The 13,972-nt window shown below is 54.3% G+C and carries 14 protein-coding genes; 2 read left to right on the plus strand and 12 right to left on the minus strand.

The window, feature by feature from the left end; all coding sequences use genetic code 11:
- Positions 1 to 119 precede the first annotated feature (119 nt).
- Positions 120 to 779: a universal stress protein gene (locus tag J4772_RS18065; protein ID WP_209077241.1), complete on the plus strand. Its 660-nt coding sequence runs from the start codon at positions 120 to 122 to the stop codon at positions 777 to 779.
- Between the two features lie 42 nt (positions 780 to 821).
- Here the strand turns inward: J4772_RS18065 and J4772_RS18070 are convergent, their stop codons facing one another.
- On the minus strand, positions 822 to 1,043 hold the full coding sequence (locus tag J4772_RS18070; RefSeq protein ID WP_116063508.1) for a hypothetical protein: 222 nt from the start codon (positions 1,041 to 1,043) through the stop codon (positions 822 to 824).
- 161 nt (positions 1,044 to 1,204) lie between these two features.
- Positions 1,205 to 2,602 (minus strand): class I SAM-dependent rRNA methyltransferase, encoded by a 1,398-nt coding sequence (locus J4772_RS18075; RefSeq protein ID WP_116063509.1) that lies wholly within the window; start codon positions 2,600 to 2,602, stop codon positions 1,205 to 1,207.
- Between the two features lie 69 nt (positions 2,603 to 2,671).
- Here J4772_RS18075 and J4772_RS18080 point away from each other — a divergent pair, with 69 nt between their 5' ends.
- Positions 2,672 to 3,652: a Na/Pi cotransporter family protein gene (locus J4772_RS18080; protein WP_209076503.1), complete on the plus strand. Its 981-nt coding sequence runs from the start codon at positions 2,672 to 2,674 to the stop codon at positions 3,650 to 3,652.
- Between the two features lie 119 nt (positions 3,653 to 3,771).
- Here J4772_RS18080 and mtaB read toward each other — a convergent pair whose 3' ends face one another.
- The 10 genes from mtaB to hrcA form a co-directional block, all read right to left on the minus strand.
- A complete protein-coding gene (gene mtaB, locus J4772_RS18085; RefSeq protein ID WP_209076505.1) occupies positions 3,772 to 5,118 on the minus strand; it encodes a tRNA (N(6)-L-threonylcarbamoyladenosine(37)-C(2))-methylthiotransferase MtaB in 1,347 nt (448 codons plus the stop codon).
- Between the two features lie 2 nt (positions 5,119 to 5,120).
- The gene (locus J4772_RS18090) at positions 5,121 to 5,894 is read right to left on the minus strand and encodes a 16S rRNA (uracil(1498)-N(3))-methyltransferase (RefSeq protein ID WP_209076507.1); all 774 of its coding nucleotides are present in this window, start codon (positions 5,892 to 5,894) and stop codon (positions 5,121 to 5,123) included.
- An 86-nt stretch (positions 5,895 to 5,980) separates the two neighbouring features.
- Entirely contained in the window at positions 5,981 to 6,643 is a 663-nt protein-coding gene (locus tag J4772_RS18095; protein ID WP_116063513.1) for a site-2 protease family protein, read from the minus strand.
- A complete protein-coding gene (locus J4772_RS18100; protein ID WP_209076509.1) occupies positions 6,640 to 7,701 on the minus strand; it encodes a 50S ribosomal protein L11 methyltransferase in 1,062 nt (353 codons plus the stop codon). The genes J4772_RS18095 and J4772_RS18100 overlap by 4 nt, the downstream gene beginning before the upstream one ends.
- A 788-nt stretch (positions 7,702 to 8,489) precedes the next feature.
- Positions 8,490 to 8,771 (minus strand): hypothetical protein, encoded by a 282-nt coding sequence (locus J4772_RS18105; RefSeq protein ID WP_209076511.1) that lies wholly within the window; start codon positions 8,769 to 8,771, stop codon positions 8,490 to 8,492.
- A 5-nt stretch (positions 8,772 to 8,776) separates the two neighbouring features.
- On the minus strand, positions 8,777 to 8,920 hold the full coding sequence (locus J4772_RS18110) for a YfhD family protein (RefSeq protein WP_116063516.1): 144 nt from the start codon (positions 8,918 to 8,920) through the stop codon (positions 8,777 to 8,779).
- A gap of 199 nt (positions 8,921 to 9,119) precedes the next feature.
- A complete protein-coding gene (dnaJ, locus tag J4772_RS18115) occupies positions 9,120 to 10,244 on the minus strand; it encodes a molecular chaperone DnaJ (RefSeq protein WP_116063517.1) in 1,125 nt (374 codons plus the stop codon).
- 91 nt (positions 10,245 to 10,335) lie between these two features.
- Positions 10,336 to 12,183, minus strand: coding sequence for a molecular chaperone DnaK (gene dnaK / locus J4772_RS18120; protein ID WP_116063518.1), 1,848 nt, complete (start codon positions 12,181 to 12,183; stop codon positions 10,336 to 10,338).
- Between the two features lie 65 nt (positions 12,184 to 12,248).
- A complete protein-coding gene (grpE, locus tag J4772_RS18125; RefSeq protein ID WP_247741135.1) occupies positions 12,249 to 12,833 on the minus strand; it encodes a nucleotide exchange factor GrpE in 585 nt (194 codons plus the stop codon).
- 52 nt (positions 12,834 to 12,885) lie between these two features.
- Positions 12,886 to 13,911, minus strand: coding sequence for a heat-inducible transcriptional repressor HrcA (gene hrcA / locus J4772_RS18130; protein WP_116063519.1), 1,026 nt, complete (start codon positions 13,909 to 13,911; stop codon positions 12,886 to 12,888).
- Positions 13,912 to 13,972: the final 61 nt, after the last annotated feature.

Below are 13,972 nucleotides of genomic sequence, written 5' to 3' on the forward strand. Positions count from 1 at the left end.
GACAGAACCAAACAAAAAATGTACGCTGTATTCAATGTCCGGGTACGGCTTGACAATCCGGATATCACCCCGCATTAAAAGTTCAGACGAGGTGAATCGTTAAATTGAAGAACGGAAGAATGGATGAAAGCATACTCGTTTGCGTCTATTACGGCCCAAATGGAGAGCGATTGATCCGCAGAGGCGGCAAACTTGCCAACATGCTGGACTGTCCCCTCTACGTATTGACCGTAGATCCGCTTCCAGAAGACGAACTGGATATCGAGAAAATCCATTTTATCGAGAGATGGAAAAATCTGGCAAAGGAACACGGAGCCGAACAATTCATAGTCAAATATAATGAATCCCGTCCTGTTGCCAAAGTCATCGCAGAAGTGGCCAGGAAACAAAACATTACGCAGCTTGTAATCGGACAAACTGCCCAAAGCCGTTGGAAAGAGATTACGAAAGGATCGTTGATCAACGTCTTGTTGAACGAGATTCCTTTTGTCGATCTCCATATCATTTCCGTCTCCAGAGAGCTCGCGAATCAGGACGGCTTCTTTGAGAAAGGCATTCGCGCTTACCTCAAGCAAGACCGGGAAGGATATAGACTCTGCTTTAATCATACGCAGAGCGACGTCTACGAGGGCATCTTCTACAAAGAGGTCGGCACCGACTTCAATAACGGCGTTTTCAAGTTCATGGTGAACAACTGCATGATGGAAGTCCAAGTCGTGGACGATTACGCCAAGGATTTCGACCAACGGATCGCTTCGCACGAAGGAGCGAAAGAATAATAAAAAGCCTTGTCTCTCGGCGCGAGAACAAGGCTTTTTTAATTATGAAATATTCATATACCACTTCGTGCCGTCATCATATTTGAAAATCGCCGCGTCCGACCATAGTTCGATATAGCTAACGTGCTTCCACCGACGACGGAATTCCAGATCGTCGGCCATCGCCCGCATGCGCGTATTAAACCGATTTCGGCTGCTCGATGTCTTAGCCCGGTTCTCAAGCGGAACCGCCCGCTTGCCGAATAGGATCACTTCGTGCACCATGCTCAACCCTCCGTTTCATTGCTTCTTACATAAGGATAGAACGGAGGCGTTAAAAATGTTCCCGAAACGACGTAAATTCATCCGAGGTTTACTAACAATCTCACTAACATTTTCTTAACAATTACGGCACGCCGCATAAGAATGCGGTTAAAAGCGCGAATTTACAGCTCTTTGCGGCTGCGGACCTCGAAAATGCCGAATTTCAAATAGTGCCCCTCTTCTACTCCGACAAGGTGAGGATGGTCTTTGCCCGCCCCTCGCCATTCGACGCGGCGGATCGTTTTGCCTGCGTCTTTGGCCGCCTCTTGAATCGTCTCCAGAAACAATTCAGAGCGAACGTGGTACGAACAGCTGGCCGTTACCAGGTATCCGCCTTCGTTCAGTAGCTTCATCGCATGCAGATTAATATCCTTGTAGCCGCGACGAGCGGAATCGACCGCGCGTTTCGTCTTCGCGAAAGCAGGAGGATCAAGGATGATCACGTCCCAAGTTCGTCCGGTCACGGCAAGCGGCTTGGACGTATCCACCTTCGCCCCGGCGGATTTGACTTTGACGTTCGCTCTGGCTTGCCGCTCGTCCCGCGCAGCGACCTGTTGACGCAAATACTCAAAGGCATCGGCCGTGACGAACTCAACCCGGTCCGAAAATCCGTTGATTTCGACATTATGGCGCGCCGTCTCCAATGCATGCTCCGAAATGTCGAGACAGGTCACTTTCTTCGCTCCGTAAGCGCAAGCATGCAGGGTAAAGCTGCCCGTATGCGCGAAACATTCCAACACCGTCGCTCCGTCCCAGTACGGGTAAGTGACGGGGTTTCCCTTCTCGTTGATCGGCTGCATGCGCTTGACGCCGTTCTCGGACTCCGTCTCCACCAGTTTGACGCCGCTGCGAGCTCCCCAGCCGAGCATAAGAGGCTTAATAGTCGCCCGATTTTCCCGCTGGTCAAAGAAATAGCCGGTTTTCTGTCCATCTTCGATGTCCACGAGCACGCGAAGCCCGTTTTCCTCGATTTCCACATGCTTCGGACATTCGCCATACAGGACGCCAGTCCGCTCCTCCAGCCCCTCCAACGTGCGTACGCCCACATCGCTGCGTTCGTATACCCCTTGCGGCTTGAACACCTCAACCAACGCAGGCAGCCAAGCGTCCTTCGCAACCTCCATTCCAAGGGTCAGCACCTGTATGACCAGTACGCCGCCAAAGCGGTCGACGACGAGCCCAGGCAGAAAATCCGCCTCTCCGAATACGAGACGGCACGATTCGTTCGCTCCGACAAAACGCCGACGATGGGCAAGAGCACGCTCGAATCTTTCCCGGAAAAACGCTTCGTCCATTTTCTCCAGAGGTCCGTATTCCACGAGTCGAACGGTAATCTGAGAAACCGGGTTCCAATAGCCGGTTCCAAGCAATTGATCGCGATGATCTTTTACCTCGACCAGTTGTCCCGGAGAGGGCTCCCCTTCCGTTTTTGCGATCTCGTTCGAATAAATCCACGGATGTCCCTCTTCCAGACGGGGCCTCCTACTTTTATTTAACCATACTGCCGCTTGTTTACTCACTGCCCAACAACTCCTTGTCCGATCATAAACTTGTCCTCTTGCCGCATAGGTTTAATGGGGGTGCATAACATGTTTGCTCATTTCATCGTCCCGTCCTTGCTCGGGTTCGCGCTACTGCTGTCCGGTATGAAGGTCATGGAAGCGTCTTTGGAACGGTGGGCGGGCCATCGTCTCGTCTCCTGGGTGTCCAAGTCCACTTCGACGCCGCTTAGAGGCTTCGCCGTCGGAACGGCCGCATCCGCGCTGCTTCAGAGCAGCACCGCCGTCACCGTGCTGACGATCGGGTTCGTCAACGCCGGATGGCTCAACTTGGCCCGAAGTCTCGGCATCATCCTCGGAACGAACGTCGGCACCTGCTTTACGACCGAGCTGATGAGCCTGCAGCTTCATACTTACGGCGTTTATTTCCTTGCCTTCGGCGTCGTCGGCTGGCTTGTCTCCTTCGCCTTTAACGAAATGCGCGACGCCGCTTCCGCTCCGCGACGCATCAACGGTTTACGCTACGTATCCGTTGCGACAGGGGGATTCGGGCTGCTGCTCGTCGGCTTCAAACTGCTGCAAAGCATCGGGCCCGCCCTGCGGGAAAACGGCTACTTCGAAACGCTGATGCGCCATACGTACGATAACCTGATGTGGGGCGTACTCGGCGGAGCCGTCATCACGGCGCTCGTCCATTCCAGCTCTGCGGTCGTCGCCATGTGCATGGGGCTGGCGGCCGCAGGAGCGATCTCCCCCGAAGCCGGCATCGCCATCGTGCTCGGCGCCAACGTCGGCACTTGCTTCACCGGGCTTGTCGCTTCGCTAGGCGGGGGCTCGGGCGGTCGCTTCGTCGCATTGTCGCAGCTTGTGCTGAACGTTGGCGGAGCCGCTCTGTTCTTCCCTCTGATCGGAACGCTTCACAACGCTGCCGCATGGCTTGCTCCGGGCGACCCGTCGGCGCAGATCGCCCATGCCCAGACGATTTTTAACGTCCTCTGCTCCATGATCGCCCTGCCAATCGCTTATTTGCCTGTTTGGAGAAAAGGAGCACCCAACCCGACGTCCACCTAAACAAGCACCAAGGCTCGCAAGCTCCTAACTCCGAAGGGAGGGTATGTACATCAAAAAGATTCCACCGCAAGACGGAGCCTGCGCCAGCCTTGCGGTGAAATCTTCGATTCCGACTACGGTCAAGCTTCCACGGCCATCGGCCTGAATGCGGAATCCACCACTTCGAGCAACTCCCCGCGACATTCGTTCACGCCGGATTCGGTAATCCGGACGCGGCACAGCTTGCCGATAAGGGACGAATCTCCCGTGAACTCAACCTGCAAATAGTTGTCCGTATAGCCGGAGACCGTACCGTCGCCTTCGCCCTTGGCATCCCGTTCCGGAATGACGTCAAGCACGCGTCCGACCCAATCTCGGCTATATTCGGCCTGCATGCGCTCGGACAGGTCGATCAGTTGATGCACGCGCTCGTGCTTCACTTCCTCGTCAACCTGATCGTCCATTCTTGCCGCAGGCGTTCCCGTACGCTTCGAATACGGGAATACGTGCATTTCCGCGAACTTCATCTGTTCCATAAAACGGAAACCGTTCTCGAACTGCTCCTGCGTCTCCCCCGGAAACCCGACGATAACGTCGGTCGTGATGGCGACGCCCGGCATAGCCTTCTGAATCAGGCTAATTTTCTCCGCATATTCTGCAGTCGTATACTTGCGACGCATTCTTTTCAATATTTCATCGTCGCCCGCTTGCAGCGGAATGTGCAGATGCCGGCACATTTTTTGCGAGCTGTTCAGAATGGCGATCATTTTCTCGTCGATCTGGCTCGCTTCGATCGAACTGATGCGAATACGCTCCAGGCCGTCGATCTTATCGAGGTCGGCAAGCAAATTGGCCAATCGATAGTTTTCCAGATCGTCGCCGTAGCCGCCGGTATGAATGCCGGTCAGTACGATCTCCTTGTAGCCGGCCGCGACAAGCTGGCGTGCCTGTTCGAGCACGCTGTCCGGCTTGCGGCTGCGGGACAGCCCGCGCGACCAAGGAATGATGCAGAACGTGCAGAAGTTGTTGCAGCCTTCCTGGATTTTCAGGAATGCGCGCGTCTTCTCGGTAAAGTTCGGCACGTCGAGCTCTTCGAACTCGCGCGTCTTCATTATGTTGCGCACGGCGTTCACCGGCTTGCGATCGCTCTGAATGTCCGTAATAAACTTCATCAGTTTCTCGCGATCCTGCGTTCCGATGACAAGATCGACGCCCGGTATCGCCATAATCTCTGCAGGCGAGGTTTGGGCGTAGCAGCCCGTCACCGCGATCACGGCGTCCGGATTGCGGCGCACGGCGCGACGAATAATTTGACGGCTTTTCTTGTCGCCCGTGTTCGTCACAGTACACGTATTGATTAAGTAGACGTCCGCCGTCTGCTCGAAGTCGACCTGCTCGTAGCCTTCGTTCTTGAACAGCTGCCAGATCGCCTCGGTATCGTAAAAGTTGACTTTACAGCCAAGGGTATAAAATGCCACGCTAGGCATCGTTAATTTCCTCCTAACTCTCCGGACTCGTAAGCAAGACAAGCGAGCGCGTACAGCGCGGCCGTCTCCGTCCGCAATATTCTTCGGCCCAAGCCGATCAACCGAGCCCCGGCGGCAACCGCGGCTTCCGCTTCCTCCGGGGAGAAACCGCCTTCGGGACCAACGACGACAAGCACACTCGGGGCCGCATTTTCGCTCCCCCGTCCGCTCTTAAAGGCAGCCAGCTCATCCTTTAATCCGATACCGGCGCGTCCCTCTTCCTCGTAGCAGAGCAGCGCAAGATCGTATTCGGTTATGCGCTGCAGCAAAGACTTCCAAGTGCTGACCGCTTCGATTCGCGGCACAACGCTGCGATGGCTTTGCTCCGCCGCCTCCTTGGCGATTTTGCGCCAGCGATCGATTCGCTTGGCTTCCTTGCGCTCGTCGTACTGGACGACGGTGCGGCGGGACAGAAACGGCAGAAAAGCCGAAGCCCCCGCTTCCGTCCCTTTTTGAATGACCGTTTCCAGCTTGTCTCCCTTCGGCAGACTCTGGGCGACGTCAACCCGCCAGCGCATCTCCGCGGATACGGTCAATTCCTCGACAATATCCGCTGCGACTGTATGCTTATCCACGGAGTCGATCCGTGCGACGACATCTCGTCCGCGGCCGTTGCAGGCAATGAAGCGGTCTCCCGGCTTCGCCCGCATGACAGCGGCCGCATGACGGGCGTCGTCGCCCTCCAGCGTGACGGATCGCTCATTCATCTGCGCCTCCGGCACGAAATAACGCTGCATTTCACCTTTGCCTCCCGCTCGCTTCAAACTCCCAACCTTAATCATACCGCTTTCGGGCTGTTTTCGCTACCCGTCAGATATCGGCATTAGAAGAGAAAGCTCAGTAATCGTTGCATCCCGTCCATAATCGGCGATTTTAAATACATTAATTGTCCGATCGTCGCGTTGCGCAGCGGCGGAATAAAAACAATGATCAGAAAGCCGAACGTAATCCACTGGCTGTTCTCCTGAATGATCATTCTCGTCTTTAGCGGCAAAAACTCTTCCACGATGCGATAACCGTCCAGCGGCGGTATCGGAAGCAGGTTAAACAGAAACAACGCCAGGTTGATGTTCAACCAATAATTCATGAAGGTGAGCAAATTGTTGAACAAGTCCGGAGACATATTGTTGAATACTTTAAGATTAAGCAGCGCATAAAAGATAAACATCAACAGAAATGCGAGCAGCAAATTGCTGATCGGTCCCGCTGCCGTCACCATAATGTTCATCTGGCGCGGCTTCTTAAACCTGCTTCTGCGTACCGGCACCGGTTTCGCCCAGCCGAAGCCGGCGATGACGAGAAACAGCATTCCGATCCAATCGAGGTGGGACAGCGGATTCAAGGTGACGCGTCCTTCGCGATAGGCCGTATCGTCTCCGAACTTCCACGCCGTCCAGGCATGAGCGAATTCGTGAACGCTGAATGCGATCAGCATAATTACGATAATGACCGGCAGATGCTCAAGCGGAAACCAGAAAAAATTCACTCGACCGCCCCTTTCGGCTTGCCGGCGACAAATGCCACCCAATCTTCCTGTCTTAGCACGTCGACGATTTCGAAGCCTGCAGCGAGCAGGCCGGCTTCGACGGCCGCTTCCTTATTCTTAAATATACCCGACGCGATATAGAGACCGCCCGGTTTAAGCACGTCCATGACATCGGCAATAAACAGCAAAATAATTTCGGCGAGAATGTTGGCGACGACAAGATCGACGGGGGGCTTTACTCCGTCTGCCGCTCTCTGGGCGCTGCCGTTATCTGAGTTACCGTTGTCTGTGCTGCCATTGTCGGTGCTGCCGTTGTGCGTGTTGCCGATGTCGGCATCACCTTCGCGCAGTACGCCGAGCAAATCGCTCAGCCTAACCTCGACATCTCTCTCGTAACGGTTCAGCTCGATATTTTCCTTCGCGCATTTAACCGCTACCGGATCCAGATCAAGCGCAAGCACTTTAGCCGCTCCCAGCTTCATCGCTCCGATGGCAAGTACGCCGGAGCCTGTTCCGACGTCGATGATTCGCTCCCCTCCGTCGATGGCGCTTTCCAGCGCTTTCAGACATAGAGTAGTCGTCGGGTGCGTCCCCGTGCCGAAAGCCATTCCGGGGTCCAGCTCAATAATGAGCTCGCCCTCCTTCGCCTCGTACTCTTCCCAGGTCGGCTTGATGACCAGTCGCTCAGTAACGGCTACCGGCTTGAAAAACTGCTTCCAAGCGTTCGCCCAATCGTCCTCGTGAACCGAACCGATATGAATCGTGAATTCCCCGGCATCATATCCGTATTCCGGCAGCCCCTCAAGCAACGCCTTCAACTCAGCCGCTAGCGGCTCCATCTCGTAATCTTCGGAAAAGTAGGCCTTATACAGCGCATATCCCGGTCTTATATCATTCAGCGGCGTATCGTACACCTCTCCGTATTTCGTATCCCTCGGCTTGTCCGGCGACCAGGCCTCCTCGACCGATACGCCTCCCGCCCCTAACTCTGTCAAATAGTGCGTCACCATCTCTTGGGACGATTCCGTTGCCAAAACGGTTAATTCATGCCAGCGCAAATCCGTTCCTCTCCTTATCACTGCTCAATGATTCCCATTATACACGGTCTGTTTTACCTGATGCAAAACAAACTCCTCTTCCTGCCCCTTATCTCCACTATCCCCTTCGCTCAGTCGTATCCCCTATTAACCCTTCTCCATGCCCTCTATCGCCAATATCCCTTTCTCTCAGTTCGCTATGTTTTCCTGTTACACTTAACCTCAAGCGCTTTGAACTTGCTTGCCTTCAGATCGGTCACCCCTCTCTCCGAGCTCCTTTTACCGGTATCCCCTTCGTTCAGAACTCTCTGTGCAGCATTTGCTTTTTCCTATCTACCCGAACTCTTTGTGTTCAAGCCTCTACTCTGATCCTACTCTGAGGTATGCCCTCCACTAATCTCTCTACCGTCTCCGCTTCTTATAGCCATTATCCCATTCGCTCAGCTCAGCTTACCTTGCCTTCAGATCAAATATCGCTCTCCCCGAGCTCCATTTGCCGATATCCCCTTCGTTCAGTGGCTTCCCGACTTTCCTATGTACTACCTGAGTAAAAGGGATAATGGCCATAGCGCTGCGAATCACCCTACCAACGTTCCAACATTCTGAGCAGTGGGGATAATGGCCGTAGCGTTGCAGATCAGCCTACCAAGCGTACAAGCGTTGTTCTGAGTAGTGGGGATAGTGGCCAAAGTAGAGAGGGGGAGACATACTTAAACACTACCATTTCTGAGCGGAGGGGATATCGACGAAAAGGAAAGGGAAAGGGAAAGGGCGCACACCGCTCATCGGTATGCGCCCTGCTCGATCGATTAGTAGATTTCGCCGCCCGCTTGGCGGATGACGGTGCGCGCTTGGTCGGCGGCAACTTTAGGAACTATTGCAGATAGGGTGAACTCTGCGGCGTCGACAGCGCTGCTCCCGAAGTCCGATCCGAATTCGGCGTTTAAATGTTGGTCGCTGGAGGAAGCGCCGTCTCGCGCGTCCGCTCTCTCCAGCCGAAACCGGTCGCTGCGAAGAGCGGAAAGCTTGCGGATGACCGACTCGGCCTGATCCTGGGTCGCGAATCTGGCTTGCAAAGTTTCCATGTCCATTGAATTCACTCTCCCCGCTCCTGTACAGCCCGCCTATCAGCCGCCTCCGCCCGTTCCTGAGCTGTCTTATCTTCCAGATCCGCGGATTCTTCCGAGAATTCGACGTCTTCCGCCCTTGCGACCGGCAAGCGCTCGTGTTTTTCGATCATAGGTTTACATCCTCCTTGTCCGTTGCTTCGCGGAAGGAATCCGCTTTACATTCCTCCAATAGGTTCTCCTTGACCTTCGCTCTTATACAAAATAAATGCGACATCCAAGCATGCTGGGTGAGTAGTTACTGATAGCGGTTCGCCTGCCGTCGCAATAAAAAACGACCGCCAGCATAAGGCTGGTCGGCCGTCGTTACCGCTATTCTCCGAGGATTGCGCGTTTCATTCGCTCGAAAATGTTTTTGCTTTGCTCGTGCGTAGCTTCGCCGCTCTTGGAGGCAAATTCACGCAACAGCTCCCGCTGATCTTCGCTAAGGCTGGTCGGAGTGACAATGGTCACCTTGACCTGCTGATCCCCTTGACCGTAGCCGCGAAGCCTCGGAACGCCTTTGCCCTTGAGACGGAAATAAGTTCCGGTCTGAGTTCCGGGCGGAATCTTCAGCTTGACCTTCTCGGACAAGGTCGGGATTTCAATTTCGTCTCCCAACGCCGCTTGTGTGAAAGTCAGCGGAATTTCACAGAAAATGTCGTCGCCTTCCCGTTCGAAGAAATCGTGGGATTTGACGCGAAGAACGATATACAGATCTCCCGCAGGGCCGCCGCGCATGCCGCCTTCCCCTTCGCCGCTAACGCGCAATTGCGCGCCATCGTCGACGCCTGCGGGAATTTTCACGTGAATTTTGCGATGCTTCTTTACTTGGCCGCTACCGGAGCAAGTGCCGCAGCGATCTTTGATGATTTTGCCTCTTCCCGCACAAGCGGAGCACGCCCGACGGTTCATTATGCGGCCGAACGGGGTATTCTGCGCCACTTCCTGCTGGCCGGAGCCGTGACAGACGGAACACGTTTCCGGCTTCGTGCCGGGTTTGGCGCCGCTGCCGTGGCAGGTGTCGCACGATTCGGTACGGGGAATCGTAATATCCGTTTCTTTGCCAAACACCGCTTCCTTGAATTCGATTGTCATCGTATATTGGAGATCGTTGCCCCGCTGCGGCGCATTCGGGTCTCTCCGACCTCCGCCACCGCCGAAAAACATATCGAAAATATCGCCGAAGCCGCCGCCGCCGAAATCGGCTCCGCCCGCTCCGCCAAATCCGGCGTTCGGATCTTGGTGGCCGAACTGGTCGTAACGCGCCCGCGCCTGATCGTCGCTCAGCACGTCGTAAGCTTCCTTCACTTCCTTGAACTTCGTTTCGGCGTCCGGCGCTTTGTTAACGTCGGGATGGTACTGCCGAGCAAGCTTGCGATAAGCTTTCTTCACATCGTCCGCGGAGGCGTTCTTGGAAAGCTCCAGAACATCGTAATAGTCTCTTTTGTCCGCCACTTCTCTCCACCTCCTCATGAAGGAAAGTCAAAGCGATCCCGCATCGCTGGGGGAATCGACTTTGACTTTCCGTGTATGCGCGCAATTCGAATTATTTCTTATCTTCGTCGACGACTTCATAGTCGGCATCGACAACGTTCTCTCTTGCTGGACCGGAGCCCGCGGAGCCTGCGTCCGCACCTGCATCTTGACCCGGCTGAGCTTGCTGTGCCTGCTCATAAAGCTTGACGGAAAGCTGCTGAACAATCTCTGTCAATTCTTCAGTCGCTTGTTTGATCTGTTCAAGGTTATCGGAAGCGACTGCCGTTGTCAACTTCTCTTTCGCGGCATTCGCTTTCTCAATCTCTCCCGCATCGACTTTGTCGCCAAGATCCTTGATCGTTTTGTCGACGCTGTAGATCAACTGATCCGCATTGTTCTTCGCTTCGACCAGCTCGCGACGAGCTTTGTCCTCTTCCGCGTGCAGCTCAGCTTCCTTCTGCATGCGTTCAATGTCTTCCTTGCTCAAGCCGCCGGAGGAAGTGATCGTAATTTTTTGCGTTTTACCCGTGCCCTTATCGAGAGCGGATACGTTAACGATACCGTTGGCATCGATGTCGAAGGTGACTTCGATTTGCGGCACGCCGCGCGGTGCTGGCGGGATTTCGCTCAGAGCGAAACGACCGAGCGTCTTGTTGTCCTTGGCCATCGCGCGCTCGCCTTGCAGCACGTGGATTTCAACTTGCGTCTGCATGTCGGCGTAAGTCGAGAATACCTGCGATTTGCTCGTAGGGATCGTCGTGTTGCGATCGATCATCTTCGTCAGCACGCCGCCGGCTGTTTCGATGCCGAGCGACAGCGGAGTGACGTCGAGAAGAACGACATCTTTAACTTCGCCCGTCAATACGCCTGCTTGAACGGCAGCGCCGAGAGCAACGACTTCGTCCGGGTTAACGCCTTTGTGCGGCTCTTTGCCCGTCAGCTTCTTGATCGCTTCCTGAACGGCGGGAATACGCGTGGAACCGCCGACCAAGACGACTTTATCAATATCCGAAGCAGTCAATCCGGAATCCGACAGCGCTTGACGAGTAGGCGCCATCGTCCGCTCGACCAGGTTGGCCGTCAATTCGTCGAACTTCGAACGGCTCAGGTTCAACTCCAAGTGCTGAGGTACTCCGTCCACTACCGTAATAAACGGCAGCGAAATTGTAGTAGAAACGACGCCAGACAGCTCTTTTTTCGCTTTCTCGGCCGCATCTTTCAGACGCTGTACTGCGGATTTGTCCTTCAGCAGATCAATGCCGTGCTCTTTCTTGAACTCGCCGGACAGCCATTCCATGACCACTTGGTCGAAGTCGTCGCCGCCGAGATGGTTGTCTCCGCTCGTCGCTTTAACTTCGAAGAAGCCGTCGCCCAGCTCCAAAATACTGACGTCGAACGTACCGCCGCCGAGGTCGAATACGAGAATCGTTTGATCCTCTTGCTTCTCGAAGCCGTACGCAAGAGCTGCTGCGGTAGGCTCGTTGACAATCCGCAGCACTTCAAGGCCTGCAATGTTGCCGGCATCCTTCGTCGCTTGACGCTGGCTATCGTTAAAATATGCAGGGACGGTAATAACCGCTTGCGTTACAGCTTGACCTAAGTATGCTTCTGCGTCTGCTTTCAGCTTCTGCAGGATAATCGCGGAAATTTCCGGAGCGGAATACGTTTTGTCTTCGATCGTTTCTTTATGGGTGGAGCCCATATGACGCTTGATCGAACTTACTGTGCGATCCGGGTTCGTAATAGCCTGACGCTTCGCCGTTTCACCGACGACGCGCTCTCCGTCTTTCTTGAAGCCGACAACGGAAGGCGTTGTGCGGTTGCCTTCGGCGTTAGGGATAACGACGGCTTCGCCGCCTTCCATGACCGCGACGCACGAGTTCGTCGTACCGAGGTCAATTCCGATAACTTTGCTCATAACTGGATGTTCCTCCTTTAATATAAGTGCGCTTCGTCTTCCTTCTTGCCCGAAGAAAGCTGCGCTTAGCCGCTGACTTTCACCATCGCAGGGCGTATTACTTTATCTTTTAACATATAACCGGTTTGAACGACTTCGACGACCGTGCCTTCTTCGTGCTCGTCGCTCTCCACCCGCATAATCGCCTGATGCAATTCCGGATCGAACGGCTGGCCTTCGGCCTCCATCGTCTTAAGTCCTTCCGCTTCCAGCACCTGAGACAGCTGGCGGAAGATCATATCGACGCCCTTGGCGAAAGATTCCGTACCGCTTGCTCCTTCGCCCGCTTGAAGCGCGCGGTTGAAGTTGTCGAGAACGGGCAGCAGTTGCGTAATCAGCTTCATCGAAGCGTACTGCGCCAGCTCTTCCTTCTCCTTTTGCGTACGTCTGCGGAAGTTATCGAAGTCTGCCTGTGCGCGCAAATAGCGATTTTGATGTTCATCCGCCAAACGCTCCAGTTCGGCGATGCGCACGCTCTCGCCGGTTGTCTGTTCCTTCGTTTCTTCGCCGGAAGCAGCCGAATCGTTAGCTTCGATTACTTCTTCCTGTTCCAAAATCTCTTCCTGACGTTCATCCATGTTTGCAGACTCCTTCATTTCATTCGTACTCATGTACGATTCACCTCCTTACCGTGCCTCCCGTTTTCGGGGGCTATGCAACCTTTTATTTATGCCAACGGGACATCAACTGGGCGATATCCTTGGATAAATAATCGAGCAAGCCGATCACTTTCGCGTACTCCATTCGGGTTGGACCCAAAATGCCGATCGTGCCGAGCGACTGTCCGTCGAAGGAATAAGTCGCGGTAATCAGACTGCAATGATTGATGGCCTCGTGAGCATTTTCCGTCCCGATCTTCACCTGGATGCCTCCCGGATTCGATTGGAATAGCTGGATGACCAGCGGAGTTTCCTCCAGCATGCCGAGAATCGATTTCGCTTTGTCAACATCCTTGAACTCAGGTTGAGTCAGCATGTTGGACGCGCCGCTCAAAAATACTTTCGGCTCCTGCTTATCGTCGATTGTCTGTTCAAGCAGCGCAACAATCTCCTCGACTCGCTCCACGTAACGGCTAAGCTCCTTGGCGACTTCGCTGTGCAGAACCGCCTTGACTTTGTAGAACGGCACTCCGGATAGTTTGTCGTTGAGCAAATTGACGATTTTAGTCATATCATCCATCGAAATGCCTTCCGGGATCGAGATCGTCCGATGCTCGACATGTCCGGTGTTCGTCACGATAATCGCGACAGCGGAATTGTCCGTCAGCGGAATGATCTGAAAATGCTTCAATGCCGTGTTAAACGTCTCCGGCCCGAGTACGATCGAGGTGTAGTTCGTCATCTGGGACAGAATCGTTGCGGCATGCTCGACAATGCCTTCCCAATGCGTCATTTTCTCGGCGAAAAAGGAACGGATCACTCGCGCATCCCGGTCTCTAATGGCTCCCAATGTGACGAGATGATCCACATAATAACGGTAGCCCTTAATAGAAGGAATACGTCCAGCGGATGTGTGAGGCTGCTCAAGCAATCCCATCTCCTCCAGATCGGCCATCTCGTTGCGAATGGTCGCAGGGCTGAAGGATACGTCTCCGCGCTTGGAGATGCTGCGGGAACCGACCGGCTCCGCAGATCGGATATAATCGTCAATAATCGCATTCAGGATCATGCGTTGGCGTTCACTCAGCATCCGTATCTCCTCCTTAAGGTAGCTTTCCGTTATCGTTAGCACTCAATTACGACGAGTGCTA

This window comes from Cohnella sp. LGH, from assembly GCF_017671885.1.
Lineage (GTDB): Bacteria > Bacillota > Bacilli > Paenibacillales > Paenibacillaceae > Cohnella > Cohnella phaseoli.